The following is a 23,028-nucleotide window of genomic DNA, read 5'->3' as shown; positions in this document are numbered from 1 at the left end:
CAAGAGTGTTCAAAGCAAGAGCGGAGCGGGGATTTTTGCGCTTTTCTTACGATTTTTAACCTTTCACTCAGTTAACAGTGAAAGGTTAAAAATGATCGATGGGGAAACAACGAGCCATAATCGACTCATTGCTGGAATTATAGGAGTGGGTTGAACAAGTAGAACAGCCTCTCAAAGAAGCGATTACTAAGGTTTCTTTGCTCCCACTGTTCTAACTCTACAGAGTGGGATGAAGCGATATAAGATTTCTGCAGCTCAGACAGTTTTTGCGTGAAATGCACATCATCCACAGCCAGAGTCACTTCAAAGTTGAGCCACAAACTGCGCATGTCGATATTGACGGTTCCGATCAAGCAAAACTCTTCATCGATCACTACCGATTTGGTATGAAGAAGGCCACCGTAAAATTCATAGATCTTCACGCCAGCTTCAAGCAACTCGGTATAAAACGCACGAGAAGCCCATTTAACCATTAGTGAATCGTTATTGTGTGGAATGATCAGTTCTACAGTTACGCCGCGTTGAGCTGTCATCTTAAGTGTTTCGAGTAAGTCAGCACTTGGCACAAAATAAGGTGTAGTAATACGTACAGAATGATTCGCTTGATTGATGGCGATGGTCAGTACTTGTAAGATCAAATATTCCGGCATGCCAGGGCCAGACGGCACTACTTGAACCGGATGATGTGTCATGATTTCTTCAACTGGGCATTCAGGTATATCAGGGAGAATGCGTTCACCAGTCTCAACTTCCCAATCCCAACCATGGATTGCAGAGAGCACGTTAACAGTTGGACCTGTTACACGGACCATGACATCAATCCATTGACCAACGCCTGAGTTTTGTTTGAAGTGAGCCGGGTCAACCATGTTCATTGAACCCGTATAGGCGATGGTTTCATCAATCACGATAATCTTGCGGTGCTGCCTTAAATCGAGGCGTCTTAAGAATATACGCCAAGGGCTCACCTCCAATGCTTGTACAACCTGTACACCCGAGTCTTTCATCATTGCGAGCCAATGGCTTTTGAAAAAGCGTGGGCTACCTGCTGAATCGAGCAAAACTTTAACATCTACGCCACGTTTTGCAGCGCGAATCAGCGCAGAGGCAACCGAATCGGTCAGGCCACCTGGATGCCAAATATAGAAAACCATCTTGATACTGGTTTGTGCATTTTCTATATCTTCGATAATTGCGTGTAGGATCTCGTTTGGTGAAGATTGCAGCGATAGAGTGTTTCCACTGAGCGCAGGGATGCCCATTCGATTGTTACAAAGCTCGTCAATCTTATGGATAGGGGAGCCGACTTTCCCTGGTTGGTGAAGTTGGCAATCATTCAATTGACGGAACCAGTCGCCGAAAGGGGTAAACATACGATGAGCGCGTTCAGCCCTTTTTCTGCCTAGGTTTAGCTCTCCAAAAAGGAAGTAACAAGCGACACCTACAATTGGGATAATGTAGATAACCATCAACCACGCGAGAGAAACGCTGACAGAGCGCCGTTTTAGTACAACACGGAAGGTCACACCGGCAACCAGTACCCAGTACAAAGCGACAGAAGCTAAAGTTAAAAAATGGTAGAACTTTTCCACATTGAATACTCGAAAAAAGAGACACTTAGATAGTAATGCTATTTTGCGGATATGGGAATTTAAGGAATCAACTATTTACAAAATAGAGCAAAAGCTGTAAATAGGTAATAGTTGTTAAGTTTTGGTTAACTTAAGACGAAAACGATTGTTTTGTATGAAAAGGCGGCATTTAACCATAAAAATTTACATTGGTAACGAAATTTGTACGGTTCGGGCTTCCAATTTTATTCTTAAACTGGTTTACTTGCTATATAACGAGCGTCAATCAAATCTTTTAGGTGTGTAAATTTATTTATACACCTTCCTTTTAAAGACGCCACCCAAAGCAAAACACAACATCACATAACACAAAAGTTTGGAGTACACGTGGCTACTAGTAATACAACCACAACACCCCGCGATACCTGGGGTTCGAAGTTAGGATTCGTAATGGCTGCAGCAGGTTCTGCTGTTGGCTTAGGTAACATTTGGAAATTCCCATACACAGCAGGCGAAAGTGGCGGTGGTGCATTCGTTGCCATTTACCTGTTTTTTGTAATTTTTATTGGTTTCAGTGTCATGCTGACTGAATTTGCGATTGGCCGTCATACGCAAAAATCAGCAGTAGGTGCATTTAAAACAACTGACCGTCGTTGGACGTTCGCTGGCGTTATCGGCGTATTCAGTGGTCTACTTATCATGGGTTTCTACCCAGTAGTAGGCGGTTGGTCAATCGCATACATCGGTAAAATTGCAGGTGGTCTTCTAGACGCACCAGAAGCAATTGGTGATAGCTTTGGTGGCTTTATCTCAAACCCAGTTCAACCACTAATGTGGATGGGCTTATACCTACTACTTAACGTTGTTATCGTTATGAAAGGTATCTCTGGTGGTATTGAGAAAGCAGGTAAGATCCTGATGCCGCTTCTTTTCATTATCCTTATTGTAGTATCAATCAAAGGCATTATGCTTCCGGGCGCGATGGCTGGTCTTGAGTTCCTATTCAGTCCTGACTTCTCTAAAGTAGACAGCAATGTAATCCTAGCCGCTCTAGGTCAAGCATTCTTCTCTCTAAGTCTTGGTATGGGTTGTATGATGACATACGGTTCTTACCTTAAGAAGAAAGAGAACCTAGTTCAGACAACAGCAATGGTAACCGCAATGGATACTGGTGTTGCTATTCTAGCTGGTGTTGCAATGTTCCCTGCAATGTTCGCGTTCGGTATGGAACCTGCAGCGGGCCCTGGTTTAGTATTCGTTGTTGTTCCTCAGCTATTCGCTGAAATGGGCGGCGTAATCGGTCTTCTATTTGCTCTTATGTTCTTCGTTGGTTTGAGTGTTGCGGCACTAACATCTTCAGTATCTCTACTTGAAGTTGTGGTTTCTTACCTAATCGATGAGAAAGGCATGAAGCGTGTAACAGCGGTACTGTCTGCAAGTGTTGTAATGGCGATTCTATGTATCTTCGCTTCTCTATCACTTGGCGGCTTCGGTCCAACACTGTTTGATACTGGCGCGTTCGACATTTTCGACCTACTAACGGATAAGATTTTCCTAGCGGTTGGCGGTATGTTGGTATGTATCTTCGCTGGTTGGAGACTAAACCGTGCAGACCTAGAGAAAGAAATCACTAACGACGGTGAAGTCTCTTTCCCACTATTTGGTCTATGGTACACACTAGTTAAGTACATCATCCCTGTAGCTATCGCAATCGTTGCGTTCATGGGTATCTCTTCTGGCTTCGATAGCGGTAAAGGTGCAATCATGCTACTAGGTATTGGTATCATTGCTGGTTTTGCGCTGATTTCTAAGAAGTTCTAATCGCAAGATAAAGTAATTTGATAAACGGGAGCTCATTAGCTCCCGTTTTTTTATGTCTGGAACTTAATTATCTAAGAAAAATAACCATTGAAGGTATCCGTCTGATAGCCGATATAAATGGAACGAATAGCTGTTAGAGCTATATTTTGATTTAGGTAGGTGTTGTTTGAAATTGTCAGTGAGAAAGAAACTGTATGCCGGTTTTGGCTCTATATTGGCGGTGCTTGTCACGTTAGTCGGTATTGTATGGATGGAAGTTATTGGCGCTCATAAGAGCGCCGATGAGATTAGATTAGATGATGTACCGGGTACCGTTACCTACCTTGTTTTGATCGATGAAGCTGGAGATGTCTATCGAGATGCTCTGGGTGCAATCACTCTGGTCGATAATGCACTCAATGATTATCGAACCAACAAGAACGAATTTGCTCAAGCTATCGAGCAGGCTAAGCGTTTGGAGAGTAGAGGTTCGGAAGACCACCGCCGTATTCAGCGAATTGAAGACTTGATGGGGCGTTTCACTCAAGAGTTTGAATCAAAGCTTGTGCCGAAGATCAATGATGAAGCTGCGCTACTAGCCAATATTCAACAGCTACGATCTTTGTATGAGAGCAATCTTATCCCTATTGAGAACTTACTGGATCAAGCGTCAGCAAGTGAGCGCGCAGATACAGAACAGTCACTACTGACACTAACCGACACGTTTACTACCATCGAGCGCACCATCATGGTGTTGTCTGCTATTGCGATTGTCTTTGGTTGTGTGATTGCGTATCTATTGTCTAGCTCTATTACCAATCGTCTTACTCGTGTAGAACAAGTAGCACGACGTGTAGCAAATGGTGACCTAACGGCAGGCGACATTATTGATGATTCTGGTGATGAATTGGCTGAACTGGCTAAGTCGATTAACCAGATGCAGAAATCACTAGTAGACCTATTAGGTTCAATCTCGTCTGTGACTCACCAAGTCCAATCGGTGACAGGGGAGCTCTCTTCTATTAGCCAAGACATCGTTACTGGTGCATCAGCTCAAGCAGACAAAGCTAACTTGATTGCAACGGCTGCTGAAGAGCTAAGCTTGACCATTTCTGAAGTGGCGCAGCAAGGTACTTCAACTTATGAAGAAGCACGTCGCTCAGAAACCTCTGCAGAAGATGGCCGCAACGTGATTGTTGAGATGGTGGCGAGTATTCAACAAGTGTCGACTCAAATGAGCGATATGTCGTTGCAAATGAATACTCTAGGTTCTCACGGTGAGCAGATTGGTAGCGTTATCAAGGTAATCGAAGACATTGCTGAGCAAACTAACCTGTTAGCTCTTAACGCTGCGATTGAGGCTGCGCGTGCTGGCGAGTTTGGTCGTGGTTTTGCTGTGGTAGCCGATGAAGTGCGAGCGCTAGCAGAAAGAACAACCAAAGCGACACGAGAAGTCTCGGGCATCATTCAATCGATTCAATCGGGCACTCAAGAAGCGGTGACTTACACTCAAGATAACTGTCGTTTAGTTGAGATTGGTGTTGAGCAAAGCTCAGGTGCGGTTTCTGCCCTAGAAGCGATTGTAAGCGGTGCAGGCAATGTACAAAGCATGGTTAACTCTATTGCGACCGCAGCAGAAGAGCAGACAGCTGTGACCAAAGAAATTGCGGCAGATATCACGGCAATCAGCGATATCTCTGAGCAATCCTTGCAACTGGCAACGCGCAGCTCAGAAAATACTTCAGGTTTGAACGGTAAAGTTGCGGAGCTAGAAGCTTTGGTTGGTAAGTTTAAACTGGGGTAAAGCGGTAGCTTGGTTCTATTTATCGAGTGGTAATCGAGTAAAGACCAAGCACTGGTCGCTACTTGTTGAAAAGAAGCCCAACGATTCAATATTTATTGAGTGAGTTGGGCTTTTTCGTAGCTGGAATCTGGGTTCAGACGCGGTATACTCCACGTTCTACAATGGAGCTAGCCTTTAATGTTCGATATTCTTCTGAACCACTCTGATTTTTTACTTATCAATAAGCACCCTGGAGTCAGCGTCCACAAAGACGATGGCGATACCATGTTGCTTCAAGAAGTTGCTAAGGCAATTAATGAGCCTAAGCTGTATCTCGTTCATCGACTAGATAAAATGACTTCGGGCATTCTGCTGCTGGCAAAAAATGCGTCGGCGGCGAGCGAGCTTTCACAGCTATTTGCAAAGCGTGAAGTAGAGAAATACTACCTTGCGATCGGTTCTAAGAAGCCAAAGAAAAAGCAAGGTTTGATCTCAGGAGACATGGAGCGCTCACGACGCTCAAGTTGGAAACTTCTGACATCCAAAGAGAACCCTGCGATTACTCAGTTTTTATCAGCAACGGCTGAACCCGGTGAGCGTCTGCTGTTATGCAAACCCTATACGGGGCGAACTCACCAGATCCGTGTCGCGATGAAGTCGATCGGCTCAGCCATTGTTGGTGACCCTATTTATAATCCATCGAGTGAGGCTGACAGAGGTTATCTGCATGCCTTCGCGATTCGATTTGCCTATCAATCACAAGCCTACGAATATGTCTGCGATCCAAGAAGCCTAAACTCCTTGGGTGAGAAGTGGCATCAAGAAACCGTGTCGAACGGTTTGGACAGTTGGCTTGAACCTTGGTCATTAACTTGGCCAAAGCTAAACACTAAGTGAGTGAAATAATGGAAGCATCAGCTTTACCTCTGTTTTTTAGTCATATTGAACAGCAACTTAATGAAGTACCAAACGAACTACGCCGTATTTTCCACGGGCGCGGTAAGTTTTGGCCTGGTCTAGAGCAACTGACATGTGACTGGGTTGATGGACAGCTACTGGTTAACGTGTTTAAAGAAGTCGACGATGAATTCTTGTCATCTCTTAAAGCTGGATTGGTTGAACTCACCAACAAAGATATCTGGCAATCAAAGCAGGGCACAAGCATTGTTCTGCAACACCGTTATGCCGATGGTGCGCCTTCAGAGGTTCTATGGGGTGAGTTGAATGACTCTCCGGTTGTGGTTGAGCATGGCCTTAAGTACCAATTAGACATTGGCCGTAATCAGAACTTCGGTTTGTTCCTAGACATGCGTAATGGTCGTCAGTGGGTACAAGATAATGCTCAGGATAAGAACGTTCTTAACCTGTTCGCATACACTTGTGGTTTCTCTGTCGCGGCTATCGCTGGTGGTGCTCGTCAATGTATGAACGTGGACATGTCTCGTGGCTCGTTGAATAAAGGCCGCGATAACCACCGTCTGAATGATCACGATATGCGCTCGGTTAACTTCCTTGGCTACGATATTTTTAAGTCGTGGGGAAAAATCAAGAAGGGCGGTCCTTATGAGTTGGTGATTATCGATCCACCTTCGTTCCAAAAAGGCAGCTTCGCCCTAACTAAAGACTACAAAAAGATCTTACGCCGTTTGCCGGAGCTTCTAACGGAAGGCGGTGAAGTGATTGCGTGTGTGAACTCACCAGCAGTCTCACCAAACTTCCTGATTGAGACGATGGCAGAAGAAGCGCCAAGCGTTGAGTTTATTGAACGCCTAGACAACCCGCCTGAGTTTGTCGATGTCGACCTTGATTCAAGCCTAAAGGTATTGAGGTTTAAAATCACGGCTTCAGCTGAAGCTTGATGTCATGATTTAGCGGGCATTATCCATACTAATATAGAAAACGCCGCTCACAATGAGCGGCGTTTTTATAGATGCAAGAAACTAACTCATTTATTAACTAGCTTGGTTTTTTAGTGTCTGAAAACCAAAATAAATACGCATGAACGTGGTTAGCCAACAAGCTGCACCAAAGGTGTAAGCGATAACCGCAAAGTGTTGAGGCCAAATACAAAACGCGATGAAACAAGCGATGGTTTCAGTGCCTTCGGTTAGCCCTGACATGTAGTACAGAGACTTATGCTTATAGACTGGGTTTTCAATGCCTCGCTTGCCTGCCATAACCGCAAACGCTAAAAAGCTGCTGCCTGTGCCGATAAAAGAGAAGATCAAAAATGCACCGGCAATGGCGTTGTGTTCTGGGTTGGCAATGACAAATCCAAAAGGGATCAGCGAGTAGAATAGGAAATCTAGGCTGATATCGAGGAAACCGCCCGCATCACTAATGCCTTGGATTCGAGCCAAGGCTCCATCAAGCCCATCACATACTCTATTAAACACAATGAAGCCTAACGCCCACTCATATTGTTGAAATGCCAACGCTGGAAACGCTAAACACCCAATCAGAAATCCGAATAACGTGGTTTGATTGGCCGTGATACCCAATTGGTTTAGTAACTTAGCTGACTGATTTAATGGCCACTTAATGACCTTAATGGAGTACTTATCCAGCATGGTTACTTCTCCATGGCCAAGACAGTACTTCTGCCCCTTGAGGTACATCGGCTTCGTCGTGCGTGACCATTAATGTAGGGATATTCGCTTTGGTCAGCTGTTCGAAGACCCAATCGCGAAATTGTGCTCTGAGCTCTTGGTCTAACTTACTGAACGGTTCGTCAAGCAGGGCGAGTTTAGGCTTGGCTAACAACATACGAGTCAAGCTTATTCTTGCGCGTTGACCGCCGGATATTTGATCCGGGAAAGATTCAGCTAAGTGAGTTAGCTCTATGTCTTTTAGTGCAGCCATTGCTTGTTTTTGGCGAGCGGAACCTTTAACAGAGTTCGGTAACGAAAAGGCCAAGTTTTCCCATACTTTGAGGTGCGGAAACAACAAGTCATCTTGAAACAAAATACCGACTTCACGCTGATGTGATGGAAGCTCGTCGAGCTGAATATTGTTCAACACAACGGTGCCAGAGTACGAAAACTCTTCACTTAAGTGACCAGCAATCGCATCCAGTAAGGTCGACTTTCCGCAGCCACTCGGCCCCATCAAAGCCAGTATTTGGCCAGATTCTAATGTGACGTTTAGCGCTGAGAACAGCGAATCTCCATCGGTTTTACGGATGGCGAGGTCGTTGAGGTACAGACTCATTACTTAGGAAACCTTTAAAAGTAAGACGGCGATATCTGAGTTGAAGTCGGCTGACTAATATCGCTAAAGAGAAAAAGAACAGAGGCAATAGGGCCTGCCAAATGGCATAGATTGCTGTCACCCTGCGGTCGAAACCACTGGTAAGTGCAACGGCTTCTGTGGTGATCGTGCTAATACGGCCCGCGCCGAGCATTAATGTTGGAAGGTATTGGGCCAAACTCACGCTGATCCCGACCGCCCAAGCAAAGGCAATCGCAGGAAGCAAGATTGGTAGTTTGATCGAATACCAACTCTGAAATGGCGATTTACCTAGGCTCAGCGAGGCTTTAATCAACCCATCATTGAAGCTTTTCCACGGGCCATCCAAAGACAGATACACGAACGGGAAAGCAAAGAAAACATGCGCCCAAATCACCCAGAACTCATAGGCACTACTGCCGATGTAGAGGGTCGTGACTTGCATACCAAACAACACTGAAAGCTGTGGTATTAGCATTGGAATAGCGATAATGAAGCCCGGAACTTGCCACTTGTATTTGATTCTGTATTCGTGAGCCACCAGCGCAAGCAACAAAGCGATTGAAGCAGCAATCAGACCAATCCATAAGCTTTGACCCACAGTACTCATGATGGCATCCCACTCGAACTCCCAGAAGCGCATGCTGTAGCGGCTCGGCAGTAAATCAGGGAAGCGCCAACGCTGAGCAACGCTCCAAATTACCATTAAAGGAATGATCAGCAGTGAAAGGCTAGCAAGGACAGTGAATACCGTTTTCCCCGGAAGGTTTGCCCCTGTTCTTCCGGAATACTGCCAAGTTCGAAAGTACTTAAGAACCGCCCATTCAACTAAACGCGCCAAGGAGATGATCAACGAAGCTAAACCAAACAAAACGATGGCACCAGCAGCAGATCGCGGAAGTAGGTTAAGATCCGGATCGTTGAACCATTGCCATACCAAAACGGCAAAGGTCGGCGGGTTGGTTGGGCCTATGATCAAAGCAATATCGACAACCGAGACACTGTAAGCGAGTACCGCCAGCATTGGGAAACGAAGCTTGGTAAACCATTGTGGGAAAATACATTTCCACCAGATCTGAGCGCGGCTGTAACCGAGCGATGCACTGACCTTGGTGATACGCTCTACATCAATTTGCTGAAGTATCGAAATGCTCATCAGCAATAAGAAGGGGACTTCTTTGAGTGCGAGCATAATAATTAAGCCGAACGCGTATGGGTCTTTCACCAATAACGCCAATTCAGAGCTGGTAGCCGATTCGCCGAGCAAGTGATGTACCGCTCTTGCGCCAAGCCCCGTTGGACTAAACAGAAAAGCAAAGCCGATAGCGAAAGCTACATGTGGAATGGCAAGCATTGGCGATAGCGTAAACTCAATCTTTCTCCAAAACTTGTTTCCCCAAGAGGCTTGAAGAATACAAAAGGTCAGGAAGCAGGCTATATAGCTGCTTGCAATTGCTGAACCTAGGCTTAAGCCAATAGAGTGCCAAGCCCCTTCCCATTGAAAGACTTGGCTAAAACCGTTGAGTGTCGGCTCCTCTAAACCAAGGGGCGGGATGAAACTCAGTGACGAAGCCACGACTCCCGCTACCCCAGGAATGGTCGGGATAATGCATACAGCTATAACAACAAAATATAGAGCGCGTAGCATGAAGACTAGTTACCGTATCGCTTAAGCCACTCTTTCTCGAGCGCGTTTTGCCAGCTAGGGTGTGGTTCATCAACCGATTTAAATTGCTGGGTGTTTTTAGCGCTGCCAGTCAGGTATTTGCTGCTCAGAACCGAAGGATCGCCCCAAACATTGAGGTCACCCTTGCGAGACTGTGCTTCCGGGCTCAATAAGAAGTTAATGGTCACTTGAGCACCTGCGGTTGCATTGGCGTTCCAAGGAATCGCAAGGAAGTGAATGTTAGATAGAGCGCCGCTTTCTAGAGCATAAGCCTTAGTGGTTTCGGCTAAGCGACCACTGGCTTGTGCTGAATAAACAGAGTTTGGATTAAACGTAATCGCGAGATCGATCTGTCCGTCATCCAGAAGTTGGATGCTTTCCGATGTGCCTGCTGGGAACTGCTTTCCACCGCGCCACGCCACTTTATGGAATTTATCTAAGTAAGCCCACAGTGGTGCCGTTACTTCTTGGAAGTTGTCTTCTGAAACCGGCTGAGCCAGCGCAGGGTTATTGTTTGTTAGTTCAATCAGTAGTGACTTAATGAAGCTCGTGCCATGAAACTCTGGTGGGCGAGGGTAGCTTAAGCGGTTCGGGAAAGCCTGAGCGTAGCTTAACATCTCAGAGAATGATTGTGGCGGGTTGTGAAGTGTTTCTTGGTCATGAATGAACACCAGTTGTCCCACGCCCCACGGTGCTTCTAAGCCTTCTGTCGGCTCTGAGAAATCGACATCAATTGGCAGAGACTTATCGACATACTGCCAATTTGGAAGTGATTCCGTAAATGGCCCAAACAATAGCGCGTTGTCTTTCATCGAACGGAAGTTCTCGCCATTAATCCAGACGATATCGACGCTGCCTTCACTGTTCTTTCCTGCCGCTTTTTCAGCAAGCAGTCGAGTGGTGGTTTCCGCAATATCGGTCACTTTCACATGCTTTAACGTGACACCGTAGTCACTTTGTAATTTCTTGCCTGCCCACTGTAGGTAACGATTGATCTCTTGGCTTCCGCCCCAAGCGTGAAAGTAGACAGTTTCTCCCTCTGCCTGCTGTTCTATTTGGTTCCAGCTGTCGATGGATGTTGCTTCATCAGCATAAATGGTTGCGCTGTATGCAACGGTTGCCATGATTCCTAACGTACTTACTATATTGTTCATAAACTTTTCCATTTGGTAGTGAACGGGCAAGAGCATTGTATTTTCAAACTCCCTAGGGCGTGTTGACCCTTCGTGGTTAACGAAAGATCAACATGCCCTAATAGTTATTCTATCTGTTTCTGAAATAAATTCTAATTCAACAGTAAATTCAATCAATTACTTGAGAACAAGCAGGGAGTTCTCGGTTGAGTTTTGTTCGATCTGTAATCACCTCGAAAACTCGACAGACTCTAGGCTTTTGCCATCCTAGCAACAGACCGCTGAACCGTTGAATTTATTGCATCTAAATGAGAGATTTTTGAGGTTTATTGGAGGCTGGTACGAAAAGTCGGCGATGAGTGTCAATTTTGAAGAAGTAGTGAGGGCAAGCTGACAATAAAAAAGGAGCCATCAGGCTCCTTTAATCAGTATTTGGTTTCGATGACGGATTAGTTTACCCAGTCACGAATTGTGTACGTTAGCGTGTGTACATCGTTTTTCAGTACTAGCGTATCGTTTGTTAGCGTTACGTCGCTCCACTCGCTTAGAGTAGCAGAAACCGATTGTTCGATTTCCATCGCAGAGCCGTGACACATTTTCATTGTCATGCCCATTTGCTTGATACGGAATTGACCGTCTTTCAGCTCGCCTTGACCGAAGAAGTTGTTACAACCAGCCATGCCGTTTGCAGTCATCTTTTCGCCGATCTCTAGACGAGGAGCTGCTTGGTCTTCGCTTTTCACAATGTCCTTGCCATCAATTTGCGCAAGTTCCCAATTATGGTGCTGTAGATCGGTTGGTGTTACTTGCATCGCGTTGTCACCTGTTGTTGTGCATGCTGCTAGCATCATAGGTAAAGCGGCTACTGCTAGTAATTTTTTTGAACTAAACTTCATATTATAAGGCTCCAAAGGAAAGAACGAAGTTACCGGATAAGTGTAACTTGATGGGTTCAAAGTATAGTTTACAAAACACTATATGTGTCAGTATAAGGTCATAGTTTAGTATGGATTTCATGAGCCAGGCGACAAATTAATCGCTTATTTTTGAGAGAGTAAGCGTAATTTTGAATGTGTAAGGAGGCATGGTGGAGCAGTTAGAGTTTTTCCAAGTTCCAAGCCCTTGCGTTGGGGTTTGTTCAAGCGATGACAAAGGCTATTGCAACGGTTGTATGCGCAAGAGAGAAGAGCGCTTTAATTGGATGTCGATGACACCGTCAGAACAATTGCACGTGATAAAGCTGTGTCGTCAGCGCTATAGAAGAAAAATAATGAATCAAAAAAACTTGATTGGTAAGCAGGTCGATGAAGAGGGAAATACCAGTCCCCAAAGAGATCTTTTTGGCTAAAGAGGAAGTATTTAGATTTTATTTAACTCCGAAGTAACTATTACTTTACATAATGGTTGGGGTGTAATATTAAAGTAGGTACCTTTGTACCAGAAGGAGTGGTGTCGGTATGAATAAAAAGAACGTAAAAATCAAAAAAGAGCCAGTCAAAGCACTTGACCGAAAACCGATCGGGGCAAAAGATGACCCTGAAGAGACTCCGCGTGATTGGCATTCGATGTCAGAAGAAGAACGAATGGAAATCCTTTCTCACCTCTCAGACATGCCTTTCCAATAACACCACTGGTTCTTCAGAGCCTTTCTTAAAGCTCAGTTTTCAGAAACAAAAATGTGATTAAACAAACATGTGATTCGCTTTCGTTACACCACGATGGTAAGTGCAAAATGTATCATCGGCCTCGGTGGTTTTACTGTGAATCTTAATGTTTGTGATCACTTCTACCGCCCCTGCATCGTAGCAAGCTTGTTCTGCTTTTTTAACGATATCGAGTAATTGGTTGAGTTCACCTTTCATCGTAGTTTCCATCGCACCGACTTGGAAAGGCACATCGGCAGCTTTCACAACTTCAATGGCTTTATCAACCACTTCGAAGTTGTTGCCTTCTTTAACGCGAGGTATCACTTGGAAGGCAACCATCACTTCTTTTTCTCTTTTTAACTCAGACACTTTCTGCTTACTCTAGGATAGGGAATTGTTGCAGATGATAGGTTAATTCGGAGACGAATTCTACAGCGATTATGCTGGTTGGATTACTCTCTTTGTCCTACTTGTTACCCCAGTGGTCACTTACCCAACCACCTATGTGCTCATCAAAATGACTGCCACTGAACCTCTGGTTGCGTTCAACCGAAGTATCACAATCATCTTTATTATCTATTAGGGTTTGTATGTAGTTTGCCATCGGGTCATTGGAACGTTGACGATCTCGGCGAGTTGCCACTTCCTTAATCAGTTGTAATCGATATGTAGAGCTAGCACGTTTCATTTCAATGACCTCCTGTTGTAGACACTAATAGAAAAATCTAGTTGCTAGATATAGGGGCGTCAACGTGATTTAAGAGTATTTTTTTTGAGCAACCAAGAATCAATACGTTGGCATCATAATTCACAAAAGTGTCATTTAAGTTGGCAACTTTAGGGAAGTTTTTGGGTGTGAATTTGTATTTTGTTGCATATAAAAAAGCCCAGTACAAACTGAGCTGACCATTCTATTTCTGGTTACTTAGAGTTATTTCTGGTTACTTAGAGCTATTTGGTTTGCTTTTAAATTGCTTAATGCTTTTCTTTTTAGCTGTTCTTCGATTGGCCATTTTATCTTTAGGTGGACGCTTGCGAGCGGTCGTTTCAGATGCAGGTTTGTCGGTAACCGGGAAACCCTCTAATGGTTGCAGCACTAACGGCTTATTGGTCAAGGTGCGAATCGCATTGAGGTAGTCAGTTTCGCTGTGGCTAACCAGAGAGACCGCGCAGCCAGTACTTCCTGCTCTTGCTGTACGACCAACGCGGTGTACGTAAGTTGCTGAGTGAGAAGGTAATTCGAAGTTAATTACAATAGGTAGTTGATCAATATGGATGCCTCGAGCCATCACATCAGTCGCGATAAGCACACGAGTCTCGCCATTTTTGAAACTTTCTAATGCTTGCTCTCGTTCTTCTTGGCTCTTATTTCCATGTAACGCACTCACACTGATTTTGGCTTTATTCAATCGTTTGGTTAATGCGTCGGCATTGTCTTTTGCGCCAATAAATACCAATACTTGCGGCCATGTGTGTTGATTGAGTAGTGCGATGAGCGCTTGAGCTTTACTGCCTTTGTTTACTAAATACAGGGTTTCTTCAATAGTCGCGACCACGCTGTTTTCTTGATGTGTCGTGACTTTAACTGGATTTAAAAGAAGCTCTTCAGCTTGCCCTACTAATTCGGGCGGAAGTGTCGCAGAGAACAACAGTGACTGACGTTTACTTGGTAGTGCTGCAGTAATCGCTTGAATATCTGGCCAAAATCCCATGTCGATCAGGCGGTCGGCTTCATCAAGAACCAATGATGAACACCGAGCTATATCCAGTTCATCACTTTTGATTAAAGCAAGTAGGCGGCCCGGTGTGGCGATGGCTAATTGTGGTTTAGTCGATAATTGTTGCTGTTGATCATCAGTATTTACGCCGCCCGTTAGCGTTACCAATTTGATATTGAGCGTTGTCGCGATCGGTTCTAAAGATTTGGTCACTTGAGATGCAAGTTCACGGGTTGGAACAATGATCAGTGCTTGCAGTTCATTCACATCTTGGTTGATGTTATTCAGTAAAGGTAAGCCGAACGCCAATGTTTTACCGCTGCCCGTTTGAGCCAATGCGAGTACGTCTTTCCCCGCAATAATGGTAGGAATTACCGCTTGCTGTATCTCTGTCGGCTTATTGAATTGAGATGAGAGCGCGGAGACGGTTTTTGCGTTAAGGGTTAGGCTATCAAATGACATAAATGAACCAAGTATCAAAAAGGAGGTGGAGTCTATCAGGGCTACAAATGTTAGAGAATCAGTTTTGTATGTTAGACGATAAACACATTCATTATACGCGCGAATTATGTCTGTTAGCTATACGCGATAATTAAGCGTTTATCATATTGTAATGGCACTGAATGGACGTACAATGCCCGCCCTAAAAATGTTCATGAAATGAGATCGAAATGAGTTGGGACAGTATCTGGCTGTTTATCGTTATCGTGTTTTTTATTGCCATTATCCCGGGCCCAAATGCGCTGTTGGTATTAAGCACAGCCTTAACTCAAAGGAAGCTGTTCGCATTTGTGAACGTGTTGGGCGTGTCATGTGGTTTCTTTTTTCATGCCTTTATCTCGGCTAACGGCATAAGCTTATTACTGTCGAACACTCCCATGGCCTTTGAAGGGCTAAAGTGGGCTGGGGTTTTGTATCTTGTCTGGCTTGGGTATAACCATTTTCGTGCGGCGCTGCGCGCTCAAGAGGGCGTGCTTGCTGTGGTGAGCGCATCGGGAAGTAAGCTATATCATCAGTTTTTCAAAGGGCTTCTCACTAATCTACTGAATCCTAAAATTGTCCTGTTTTATCTTTCTATATTCCCTCAATTTGTTTCAACAGATGCGATTGTGACAGACAGTTTGATACTTGGTGCAATTCAAGCGTCAGTGGTGTCGATGTGGTTCTTAGTTGTGATCTTAATGGCGGATACCTTTAAGCGCTTGTTAGTTCAAAAGCGCACCTCGCAAATGATGAACATTGTGTGTGGGATTCTATTCGTGGGCTTCAGCATTCAGTTGGCATTGTTTCAGCTTTAGGGTGCGATGCGAAGAATTGGGTTTTTAGCTATTGGTTCAGTTCATTTCCGGCTTAGTTCTCGTTTCCATCTTAGTTTTCATTTCCGATTCAGTTCTCATTTTTTACTGAATGCTAAGCAATCAGTGTTTCTCTGTATAAATCTCTAAAGCATTAGCTCGGGAAGTCGATATAATTATTAGCTATCAATTTGGTGAATGTGTTTATTTGAGACCAATTGAAGCTACAGCCTATTGCTTGACCGAAATAACAGAGACAGGGAGTCACCAATGCGTGAAGATTCATTCACCCAGAAACGCAAATATTACCGCTTAAAGTACCCTCAAAAGGCTCGTCCGGTGATGCGAATTAAGGATGAGCTTTTTCATGTCAGCGAAGTTTCTGAAAAGGGTGTACGCCTGATGATGCGTAACATCATTCCGGTTTATCGTGGCTTTTCAATGGCCGGCACCTTGAGGTTGCATGACAACAACAGTATCGATATTAGCGGTGCTGTATTGCGACAAGAAGGTAACGAAGTGATCGTTCAGTTATCACAAGGTCCGAGCTTCAAAGATATGGTGTCTGAACAACGCCACATTAGGCAAAGATACCCAGTGTTTTTTGCTAGCCTCAGAGTGGCATAGAAAGCTTTTAAAGTTAGATTCACTCATCCAAGCCGATATTAAAAAGCCCAGCACTTTCACAAGTGCTGGGCTTTGTTCTATCTATAGCCCAGATTCTTATAAACCAAAGGCGATACAGGTAAAGCTAATGAGCTTAGTTCGCCTTATAGCTCGTCTACTGTAGCCCAAACTGCGGCTAGCATATCGTGACCAAACGCGACACTTCGTTCTGGAGACCAGCCGTAAAGTTCGTCAGCGTGACTGATGTGATCTTTAAATGGCATCTCGACGGTGTAAGCCAAACACTTGAATTGCTCACCAATCCAGTTTGTGCCAACTGTCATGTTTGCTTTGCCTGGTTCGTCTTTATCGTAACCAAATTCATCTTGGAACTCTGGCGTGATAGTGAGCAGTGCTTGCTTGAAGTGGCTCTCTAGCTTCGCGATGCGCTCGTTGTAAGAAGGTGTGCCTTCGCTACCTGCTACAAAGTTATATGGAATCGCTTCGTCGCCGTGAATATCTAGACACAGGTCAACGCCCGTTTCCAGCATACGCTCGCGAACAAGGAATACCTCTGGGCTGCGTTCCATAGAAGGTGATTGCCATTCGCGGTTCAGGTTTACGCCAATCGCGTTAGTACGCAGGTGACCGCGGATGCTGCCATCTGGATTCATGTTTGGTACAACTCTGAACACAACGCTGTCTAGAAGAGAGCGACCAACCGTATCTGTTTCATCAAGTAGGCGTTGTAGCAGGCCTTCGATCAGCCATTCAGCCATCGTCTCGCCAGGGTGTTGGCGACCAATAACCCAGATGTTTTTCTTCTCTTCACTTGGCTCGCCGATGGTTAGCAAAGTGATGTCGTTGTTGTCTAGCGTCTGACCTAGAGTTTCAAGCTTACAAGCAGGGTGCGTTTGAGCATTGTGCAGAAGATCTTGGTGACGATCGTATGAGTACGGCGCGAAGTACGCGAAGTACATTGAATCGTGTTCAGGGATGATATCGAAGCTTAATGTATCGCCATCGAACTGAGATGGGATACGGAACCACTCTTCACGGTCATACGATGCAACTACATCGTAATCTTTCCAGCCTTCAGGGTAGGCAGATGTTGCCAATTGACCGATTTCAAAGTGGTGAGATTGTTGAGCTTCACTTTCTAAACGGAAGTGAAACCACTGAGAGATTTCAGTCTGGTTGTCTGCTGGGATAGTCAGTTGAATGTTTTGTGGTGAATCTGCTGAAACGACGTGAATGTTGCCGCTTTCGAAATTGCTGAAAATTTTCATTGTAGTTTTTATCTCGTAGTTGAGTTGCCGTAAGACTAGCACACTTTTTTTCGAGCAAACCACTAACTAAATCGTAATGAGATGTTATTTCAACTATCTACTTTTTAGTTGTCTATTTTGAACAATTACTTCCAATCTATCGGCGCTGGCAAGTCGTACACCCGCGACAGGCAGAACGTGTGTGGCGATCTAACTTGCTACGTTGCACCTTACAATAAGCGTTTTTCAGCGCTCTTCTTCCTGAGAACCAATCATCGGGTTTTGACAGGATCAGATAACCATTAAAGCGTTTCATAAGCTCGACTCTATTTTGGTCGATGAACCTGCTATCAAACCCAATTTCGAAGTAATCAAGCGCTTGTTCAATCGAGGTGAAACTCGCTATTTTTTGTTGGAATTCTGTTTGGCTCATGGGAAGTAGGTTTCTGTTCTGGTGACAACTATTGTATCGAGTTTACGATTTGTTTTATTGATTTTAGTTATGACTTACCTGGGTTTGAATCGTGGGCTTTTTAAACTTGAAGTGATCTTTTTAACTCTTTGAGGATTATAGATAAAGTATTAAAAAACTAAGACAGGACAGAACCAATGAATCGAATCAATCCAAAGAAACTACTTCGCAGTAAATGGACGGCCGTTAGCCCTTTGAAGAAAGAAAAGCACTTTATGGTCACAGAAGTTGAATTTGATGAAGGGGAAGTAGTGCGCTGCATGATAGAGGCAGTAATGACTAAACGAGAAGAAAACATCAATTGGCGAGAGCTTACTGATAATCAAAATTGGCTCCCAGGCTGGAAGTAGGGCTAGAAGCCTGTTTGATTCTAATCTGTTGTTAATGGCGAACTGGCGTTTATCGGATACTCGACGCACGCCCTTGCCAGTATTTAAGGCCTTCTAAGACACCCTCAGCATGTGTTGCTCTACTCGTGTATACGTTGTCTCTATCCGATAGGTGAGCAACCTCTGGGTAATGGTTTGCCACCAAAATCGAGTTAACGCCTTCTATTGTCAACATTGAGGTGTCGTTAGCTGAATCACCGGCAACGCAAACCTGGTCAATGCTCAAGTCGTGTTGCTTCAAAAGATGGTGGATAGCGGTTGCTTTGTTGACTCCCTTTGGTGTGATGTCTAGATACCAGTCGTGTGAATACGTTAGGTGGACATCTAAGCCGTGTGACTGTAAGTGAGATTCGATCAATGCATGTTGTGGCTCAGACAGCTTACCTTCAAACGTCATCTTGTAATCACCTTGATGATTCTCTATACGCTCGCCCATAAAGTCGAGTGGTGCGAGTGCGGACTCTACTTTTGACTTATTCCATGAAGCCTCGAGTTGTTGGTGCCATATATGGTAGGGCTTTTGAGAATGGTTATGATGAATCCTGGTGCCAACATCGCTGATAATACTGTGTGGTTCCGGGTAGTTGTTTGATGCTAAGCCGTCTTGAATAGAGGGTAACGTTCTTCCTGTTGCGATGATAAAGCGAATATCAGGTTGTTCTGTGAGGTAATCAAATAGCTGGTTAACACCGTGAGATGAGCCTCCATCAAGCGTACCGTCAAAGTCACACACCAACATTTTTATCATTCGAATTCCTTGTCTTTTTCTCTATTTCGTCACGGGAAAATGCTTATTTCTTTTATAAAGAATGGCTCAGCAATGAGCACTCTACAAGTTGAAGTTCAGCTTAGATAATCACCAATTGGCAGTTTGCAGCAAGTATCACAGTTGGTGTGACGTATTAAAATTCTTGGTTGAAAAGGTTGATTTCAACTCGCTGACTTTAGCCGGTTGACCTTTGGTTTTTAGGTAGAGATTGAGAGTTGATCTTATATTTTTTATCGAGCGAACTTTCGCCTCGGAAACATCATGAAAGCTTAATAAATAGTTCGTATTCGAATTGTTTGTGCACGAACTAATTATGGCTTTTGTTGGTTCATTCAGCCTATTAATTACTCTAATGTAAATTGGCGTTGCAACGGCCGTATCTTTGACTTTCATTGGCTTGATTGGCGCTTGGTCTGAAGCAATGACCACATTGTCACTGGTCATGACATCCGTATTCTTCTGCCTATTGATTGGCTTACCCATGGGGATATGGCTCGCTCGAAGTAACACGGCGGCTAAATTCGTGCGCCCAATTTTGGATGCTATGCAAACCACACCAGCCTTCGTTTATTTAGTACCGATCGTCATGTTGTTTGGTATCGGTAACGTTCCGGGTGTCGTGGTGACCATCATATTCGCACTTCCTCCTGTTGTTCGTTTGACCATTTTGGGTATTCAGCAAGTTCCGGAAGAATTGATCGAAGCGGGTCACTCATTCGGTGCAAGCAAAAAGCAGATGCTTTACCGAATTCAACTGCCACTTGCATTACCAACTATCATGGCGGGCGTGAACCAAACACTGATGTTGTCGTTATCGATGGTGGTTATCGCATCAATGATTGCGGTAGGTGGTTTAGGTCAAATGGTACTGAGAGGTATTGGCCGTTTGGATATGGGACTGGCCGCTGTTGGTGGTTTAGGCATCGTTATCTTAGCCATCTTATTAGACAGAATCACCCAAGTACTGGGTGTCAATGCTGGTAATACAAAATTACGCTGGTATCGCATGGGACCTGTTTCCCTTGTACTGAATGTACTTAATCGCGGTAACAAATCAGAACTTCAATTAAGGAAAAACACCAATGAATAATTCATGGAAGAGTAAACTCGCAGTAAGCATCGTTTCTACATTAGCGGTATCGACTAACGTGTGGGCAGCAAGCCTACCGGGTGATGGCGTATCAGTTCAGCCTGTTCAATCGTCTGTAGCGGAAGAGACATTCCAAACATTGATCGTTAACCGTGCTCTAGAAGAACTGGGTTATGACGTGAAATCAACTCAAGAAGTGGACTACAACGTAGGCTACACCTCGATTGCAAAGGGTGACGCAACGTTCCTAACGGTAGGTTGGTTCCCGCTTCATGCTGATAAATACACAATGGCAGGTGGTGATGAGAAATTCTACCGTGAAGGCCAATATGTAAGCGGCGCTGCTCAAGGTTACCTAATTGATAAGAAAACGGCTGAAAAGTACAACATCACCAACATTGGTCAATTAACTGATCCAAAAATCGCGAAGCTGTTTGATGCGGACGGTGATGGCAAAGCAGACCTAACAGGCTGTAACCCAGGTTGGGGTTGTGAGATGGTGATTGAACACCAACTTTCAGCGTTCAAACTCGACGATACAGTGACTCACAACCAAGGTAACTACGCTGCAATCATTGCAGACACGATTTCTCGTTACCAAAAAGGTGAATCAATCCTTTACTACACGTGGACACCGTACTGGGTAAGTGGTGTATTGGTTCCTAACGAAGACGTAGTATGGCTAGAAGTGCCATTCTCTTCACTTCCTGGCGAGCGTTCGGATGTCGATACTACTTTGTCCAATGGCAAAAACTACGGCTTCCAAATGAACTCAATGCGTATCATCGCTAATAAAGAGTTTGCGAAGAACAACCCATCAGCAGCGAAGCTTTTCGAAATCATCAAACTTAACATCAATGATGTAAGTGCTCAGAACATGATGATGAGTAAAGGTAAGAACAGCTCTGCGGATATCGAAGCGCACGTAAACGGTTGGATCAAAGCGAACCAAAGCACGTTCGATGGTTGGATTACAGAAGCGAAGAAAGCAGCACTGTAACTTTGACTTGTATTTGCTCTGTCTGACTAGACATTTTGATTTGAAATGATGAGCGTGTTGAGTGATTGTGTAGAGTCACTGAATCACCTTCAAATCAAGTGAAAAGGCGACAGAGTCAAACATTAAAAAGCCAGCAGTCCATTTGGATTGCTGGCTTTTTGTTTTCTGTTTCTATTTTGAGTTTTGAGCTTCTAGCCTTTAATTACAGCTCTAGCGTTCACCTTGAACTTCGAAGTCATCGCTGACAAGACGAGCTTTACCATCTTCTTGTACTGCCCAGTGTTCACGGTGTACAACACCAAATGCTTTATTCATTGTCCAACTAGCAGTAAGGATGTAGCCGCCTTCTGGGTGCTCTTCCCATTTCACGTCAGTGTAATCAACGTCTTCGAAACCTTGGTCTATGATACCTTGCCAGAATGCTTGAATCGCTTCACGACCTTCAAAAGTACCAAATGGACGCGCTTCCATTACGCAGTTCTCTGTATATTGGTCTGCACAACCTTTCGCGTCTTGGCTGTTGAATGCTTTTTGCCATGCGTTAATGCCTTGCTTACACGCTTCTAATACTTGATTGTTTGACATTGTTTTCTCCATAACAGTCTTCTTTGAAACACTGTGTTTTTGATTGGGTTATCTCGATAAGTTGAATACAGTTTAGCTTTGGTAATTAACTTGAAAAACAGAGATAATAGAAAATACTGTTTGTAAAAAGAGAACAATAAAATGAGTAAGCTAAAGCAGATGTCGATTTTCGCTCATATCGTGGAACAAGGCTCAGTATCGGCCGCGGCTGAAAAACTAGAGTTGTCTAAATCTGTTGTCAGTCAGCATCTAAAAATTTTAGAGCAAGAGCTCGGTGCTTCGCTTCTTAAACGAACAACGCGAAGACAAACCTTGACCAGTATGGGGGAACGTTTCTATCTAAGCTGTAAGGATATTAATGTAATCGCCGAATCGGCATGGGATATGGCGAAAGCTGAGTTGGAAGAACCCCAAGGTCGGATTCGTATTACTGCTCCAAATGCACTGATGGACTTGTTGGTTGCGCCTGTTATTGCGGATTTAATGAAGCAATACCCGAAACTAAAGCCTGAGCTGATCAGTGATGATCAACACTTGGATTTCATGGATCACGATATTGATCTCGCGGTACGAGTGGGTAGCTCGCGCGACAGTAATCTTAAGCAGAAACGGTTAGGCGAGTTTAAAGACGTGTTGTGCGGCGTAGAAAGCATGCGAGAGCGTGAACTTGAATCAATTCCTTATATTGCTAACTCATGGCAGGGAAAACAGGTGACTCATCATTTTAGCTCTCAAGGTGAGCAAGACTTCGTCTACCAACAACAAGCCAGTTGTACCACTAATTCATTCCATAGTTGCCTTGCCTTAATCAAATCAGGCGTTGGCATTGGTGTGATCCCAGATTTCTACCTCTCTCAGTTATCCAATGATGTTGTCGACATAATGCCAAGCTTCCAACTACCGACTAACACGGTTTATGCGCTAAATCCATTTGCTTCTAATACGCCTATCGCCATCAAGCTGTGTATCCAAGCGTTGGAAGAAAAGCTCAAGGGCGTTGTTGATCAAA

24 protein-coding genes and 1 pseudogene are annotated in these 23,028 nt (G+C 44.4%); 12 read left to right on the top strand and 13 right to left on the bottom strand.

Features of this window, described 5'->3' with window-relative positions; translation table 11 throughout:
* Positions 1-137: 137 nt before the first annotated feature.
* Entirely contained in the window at positions 138-1,592 is a 1,455-nt protein-coding gene (cls, locus tag AB4493_RS14450) for a cardiolipin synthase (RefSeq protein ID WP_017070496.1), read from the bottom strand.
* Positions 1,593-1,958: 366 nt separating this feature from the next.
* Between cls and AB4493_RS14445 the strand changes: the two genes are divergently transcribed.
* The 4 genes from AB4493_RS14445 to AB4493_RS14430 all read left to right on the top strand — a co-directional run bounded on the left by AB4493_RS14445 (position 1,959) and on the right by AB4493_RS14430 (position 7,013).
* Entirely contained in the window at positions 1,959-3,392 is a 1,434-nt protein-coding gene (locus tag AB4493_RS14445; RefSeq protein ID WP_050543975.1) for a sodium-dependent transporter, read from the top strand.
* A gap of 166 nt (positions 3,393-3,558) precedes the next feature.
* The gene (locus AB4493_RS14440) at positions 3,559-5,175 is read left to right on the top strand and encodes a methyl-accepting chemotaxis protein (protein ID WP_372155265.1); all 1,617 of its coding nucleotides are present in this window, start codon (positions 3,559-3,561) and stop codon (positions 5,173-5,175) included.
* A 177-nt stretch (positions 5,176-5,352) separates the two neighbouring features.
* Positions 5,353-6,051 carry a TIGR01621 family pseudouridine synthase gene (locus tag AB4493_RS14435; RefSeq protein ID WP_017060318.1) on the top strand — a complete coding sequence of 233 codons (699 nt, stop codon included), beginning with the start codon at positions 5,353-5,355 and terminating at the stop codon, positions 6,049-6,051.
* 8 nt (positions 6,052-6,059) lie between these two features.
* Entirely contained in the window at positions 6,060-7,013 is a 954-nt protein-coding gene (locus AB4493_RS14430) for a class I SAM-dependent methyltransferase (protein ID WP_372155263.1), read from the top strand.
* A 93-nt stretch (positions 7,014-7,106) separates the two neighbouring features.
* Here AB4493_RS14430 and AB4493_RS14425 read toward each other — a convergent pair whose 3' ends face one another.
* The 5 genes from AB4493_RS14425 to AB4493_RS14405 form a co-directional block, all read right to left on the bottom strand.
* Entirely contained in the window at positions 7,107-7,724 is a 618-nt protein-coding gene (locus tag AB4493_RS14425; RefSeq protein WP_017060320.1) for a CDP-alcohol phosphatidyltransferase family protein, read from the bottom strand.
* Positions 7,714-8,364, bottom strand: a complete 651-nt coding sequence (locus AB4493_RS14420; protein WP_017065359.1) for an ATP-binding cassette domain-containing protein — start codon at positions 8,362-8,364, stop codon at positions 7,714-7,716. Before AB4493_RS14420 ends, AB4493_RS14425 begins: the two co-directional genes overlap by 11 nt.
* A complete protein-coding gene (locus tag AB4493_RS14415; RefSeq protein ID WP_372155262.1) occupies positions 8,330-10,030 on the bottom strand; it encodes an ABC transporter permease in 1,701 nt (566 codons plus the stop codon). The genes AB4493_RS14420 and AB4493_RS14415 overlap by 35 nt, the downstream gene beginning before the upstream one ends.
* Positions 10,031-10,035: 5 nt before the next feature.
* The gene (locus AB4493_RS14410; protein ID WP_017068055.1) at positions 10,036-11,202 is read right to left on the bottom strand and encodes an ABC transporter substrate-binding protein; all 1,167 of its coding nucleotides are present in this window, start codon (positions 11,200-11,202) and stop codon (positions 10,036-10,038) included.
* Positions 11,203-11,630: 428 nt separating this feature from the next.
* The gene (locus AB4493_RS14405; protein ID WP_004734625.1) at positions 11,631-12,077 is read right to left on the bottom strand and encodes an META domain-containing protein; all 447 of its coding nucleotides are present in this window, start codon (positions 12,075-12,077) and stop codon (positions 11,631-11,633) included.
* A gap of 188 nt (positions 12,078-12,265) precedes the next feature.
* Between AB4493_RS14405 and AB4493_RS14400 the strand changes: the two genes are divergently transcribed.
* Together AB4493_RS14400 and AB4493_RS14395 are read left to right on the top strand one after the other, a co-directional pair.
* Complete coding sequence (locus AB4493_RS14400; RefSeq protein ID WP_017060324.1) at positions 12,266-12,529, top strand: DUF1289 domain-containing protein; 264 nt, start codon at positions 12,266-12,268, stop codon at positions 12,527-12,529.
* 109 nt (positions 12,530-12,638) lie between these two features.
* Positions 12,639-12,806 carry a hypothetical protein gene (locus AB4493_RS14395; protein ID WP_017060325.1) on the top strand — a complete coding sequence of 56 codons (168 nt, stop codon included), beginning with the start codon at positions 12,639-12,641 and terminating at the stop codon, positions 12,804-12,806.
* A 57-nt stretch (positions 12,807-12,863) separates the two neighbouring features.
* Here the strand turns inward: AB4493_RS14395 and AB4493_RS14390 are convergent, their stop codons facing one another.
* The 3 genes from AB4493_RS14390 to AB4493_RS14380 form a co-directional block, all read right to left on the bottom strand.
* Positions 12,864-13,166 carry a thiamine-binding protein gene (locus AB4493_RS14390; RefSeq protein WP_017065764.1) on the bottom strand — a complete coding sequence of 101 codons (303 nt, stop codon included), beginning with the start codon at positions 13,164-13,166 and terminating at the stop codon, positions 12,864-12,866.
* 127 nt (positions 13,167-13,293) lie between these two features.
* Entirely contained in the window at positions 13,294-13,515 is a 222-nt protein-coding gene (locus AB4493_RS14385; protein ID WP_017057116.1) for a hypothetical protein, read from the bottom strand.
* 253 nt (positions 13,516-13,768) lie between these two features.
* Positions 13,769-15,007, bottom strand: a complete 1,239-nt coding sequence (locus tag AB4493_RS14380) for a DEAD/DEAH box helicase (protein WP_017060327.1) — start codon at positions 15,005-15,007, stop codon at positions 13,769-13,771.
* Between the two features lie 209 nt (positions 15,008-15,216).
* On the opposite strand from AB4493_RS14380, the gene AB4493_RS14375 reads away from it, so the two are divergent.
* The gene (locus tag AB4493_RS14375; protein WP_372155260.1) at positions 15,217-15,843 is read left to right on the top strand and encodes a LysE family translocator; all 627 of its coding nucleotides are present in this window, start codon (positions 15,217-15,219) and stop codon (positions 15,841-15,843) included.
* Positions 15,844-16,110: 267 nt separating this feature from the next.
* Positions 16,111-16,467, top strand: a complete 357-nt coding sequence (locus AB4493_RS14370) for a PilZ domain-containing protein (protein ID WP_372155258.1) — start codon at positions 16,111-16,113, stop codon at positions 16,465-16,467.
* A gap of 143 nt (positions 16,468-16,610) precedes the next feature.
* On the opposite strand, the gene AB4493_RS14365 is transcribed toward AB4493_RS14370, so the two are convergent.
* The gene (locus tag AB4493_RS14365; protein ID WP_372155256.1) at positions 16,611-17,735 is read right to left on the bottom strand and encodes a M14-type cytosolic carboxypeptidase; all 1,125 of its coding nucleotides are present in this window, start codon (positions 17,733-17,735) and stop codon (positions 16,611-16,613) included.
* A 136-nt stretch (positions 17,736-17,871) separates the two neighbouring features.
* Entirely contained in the window at positions 17,872-18,147 is a 276-nt protein-coding gene (locus AB4493_RS14360; RefSeq protein ID WP_372155254.1) for a nitrogenase-stabilizing/protective protein NifW, read from the bottom strand.
* Between the two features lie 176 nt (positions 18,148-18,323).
* On the opposite strand from AB4493_RS14360, the gene AB4493_RS14355 reads away from it, so the two are divergent.
* Positions 18,324-18,536 carry a TIGR02450 family Trp-rich protein gene (locus tag AB4493_RS14355; RefSeq protein WP_017065368.1) on the top strand — a complete coding sequence of 71 codons (213 nt, stop codon included), beginning with the start codon at positions 18,324-18,326 and terminating at the stop codon, positions 18,534-18,536.
* Positions 18,537-18,585: 49 nt separating this feature from the next.
* Here the strand turns inward: AB4493_RS14355 and AB4493_RS14350 are convergent, their stop codons facing one another.
* Positions 18,586-19,323 carry an HAD-IIB family hydrolase gene (locus tag AB4493_RS14350; RefSeq protein ID WP_372155252.1) on the bottom strand — a complete coding sequence of 246 codons (738 nt, stop codon included), beginning with the start codon at positions 19,321-19,323 and terminating at the stop codon, positions 18,586-18,588.
* Positions 19,324-19,702: 379 nt separating this feature from the next.
* Here AB4493_RS14350 and AB4493_RS14345 point away from each other — a divergent pair.
* Positions 19,703-20,434: pseudogene (locus AB4493_RS14345) on the top strand (ABC transporter permease subunit); the annotation flags it as partial.
* Entirely contained in the window at positions 20,427-21,434 is a 1,008-nt protein-coding gene (gene proX / locus AB4493_RS14340) for a glycine betaine/L-proline ABC transporter substrate-binding protein ProX (RefSeq protein WP_372090632.1), read from the top strand. The pseudogene AB4493_RS14345 and the gene proX, both read left to right, overlap by 8 nt.
* Before the next feature lie 210 nt (positions 21,435-21,644).
* On the opposite strand, the gene AB4493_RS14335 is transcribed toward proX, so the two are convergent.
* Positions 21,645-22,019 (bottom strand): nuclear transport factor 2 family protein, encoded by a 375-nt coding sequence (locus tag AB4493_RS14335; protein ID WP_372090630.1) that lies wholly within the window; start codon positions 22,017-22,019, stop codon positions 21,645-21,647.
* A gap of 141 nt (positions 22,020-22,160) precedes the next feature.
* On the opposite strand from AB4493_RS14335, the gene AB4493_RS14330 reads away from it, so the two are divergent.
* A partial coding sequence (locus AB4493_RS14330) for a LysR family transcriptional regulator (protein ID WP_372155250.1) occupies positions 22,161-23,028 on the top strand: 868 nt, incomplete at its 3' end.

Origin of the sequence: Vibrio sp. 10N.222.55.A1 (genome assembly GCF_041473835.1) — a bacterium.
Lineage (GTDB): Bacteria > Pseudomonadota > Gammaproteobacteria > Enterobacterales > Vibrionaceae > Vibrio > Vibrio crassostreae_C.
This window is presented reverse-complemented; position numbering and strand designations above follow the sequence as displayed.

Bases quoted from the DNA above. Each gene is read 5' to 3' on its own strand.
- AB4493_RS14410 (WP_017068055.1), bottom strand. From the start codon at position 11,202: ATGAACAATATAGTAAGTACGTTAGGAATCATGGCAACCGTTGCATAC.
- AB4493_RS14360 (WP_372155254.1), bottom strand. From the start codon at position 18,147: ATGAGCCAAACAGAATTCCAACAAAAAATAGCGAGTTTCACCTCGATT.
- AB4493_RS14375 (WP_372155260.1), top strand. From the start codon at position 15,217: ATGAGTTGGGACAGTATCTGGCTGTTTATCGTTATCGTGTTTTTTATT.
- AB4493_RS14355 (WP_017065368.1), top strand. From the start codon at position 18,324: ATGAATCGAATCAATCCAAAGAAACTACTTCGCAGTAAATGGACGGCC.
- AB4493_RS14380 (WP_017060327.1), bottom strand. From the start codon at position 15,007: ATGTCATTTGATAGCCTAACCCTTAACGCAAAAACCGTCTCCGCGCTC.
- AB4493_RS14430 (WP_372155263.1), top strand. From the start codon at position 6,060: ATGGAAGCATCAGCTTTACCTCTGTTTTTTAGTCATATTGAACAGCAA.
- AB4493_RS14335 (WP_372090630.1), bottom strand. From the start codon at position 22,019: ATGTCAAACAATCAAGTATTAGAAGCGTGTAAGCAAGGCATTAACGCA.
- AB4493_RS14420 (WP_017065359.1), bottom strand. From the start codon at position 8,364: ATGAGTCTGTACCTCAACGACCTCGCCATCCGTAAAACCGATGGAGAT.
- AB4493_RS14370 (WP_372155258.1), top strand. From the start codon at position 16,111: ATGCGTGAAGATTCATTCACCCAGAAACGCAAATATTACCGCTTAAAG.
- AB4493_RS14435 (WP_017060318.1), top strand. From the start codon at position 5,353: ATGTTCGATATTCTTCTGAACCACTCTGATTTTTTACTTATCAATAAG.
- AB4493_RS14415 (WP_372155262.1), bottom strand. From the start codon at position 10,030: ATGCTACGCGCTCTATATTTTGTTGTTATAGCTGTATGCATTATCCCG.
- AB4493_RS14390 (WP_017065764.1), bottom strand. From the start codon at position 13,166: ATGGTTGCCTTCCAAGTGATACCTCGCGTTAAAGAAGGCAACAACTTC.
- AB4493_RS14385 (WP_017057116.1), bottom strand. From the start codon at position 13,515: ATGAAACGTGCTAGCTCTACATATCGATTACAACTGATTAAGGAAGTG.
- AB4493_RS14365 (WP_372155256.1), bottom strand. From the start codon at position 17,735: ATGAAAATTTTCAGCAATTTCGAAAGCGGCAACATTCACGTCGTTTCA.
- AB4493_RS14425 (WP_017060320.1), bottom strand. From the start codon at position 7,724: ATGCTGGATAAGTACTCCATTAAGGTCATTAAGTGGCCATTAAATCAG.
- AB4493_RS14350 (WP_372155252.1), bottom strand. From the start codon at position 19,323: ATGATAAAAATGTTGGTGTGTGACTTTGACGGTACGCTTGATGGAGGC.
- AB4493_RS14400 (WP_017060324.1), top strand. From the start codon at position 12,266: ATGGTGGAGCAGTTAGAGTTTTTCCAAGTTCCAAGCCCTTGCGTTGGG.
- proX (WP_372090632.1), top strand. From the start codon at position 20,427: ATGAATAATTCATGGAAGAGTAAACTCGCAGTAAGCATCGTTTCTACA.
- AB4493_RS14395 (WP_017060325.1), top strand. From the start codon at position 12,639: ATGAATAAAAAGAACGTAAAAATCAAAAAAGAGCCAGTCAAAGCACTT.
- AB4493_RS14405 (WP_004734625.1), bottom strand. From the start codon at position 12,077: ATGAAGTTTAGTTCAAAAAAATTACTAGCAGTAGCCGCTTTACCTATG.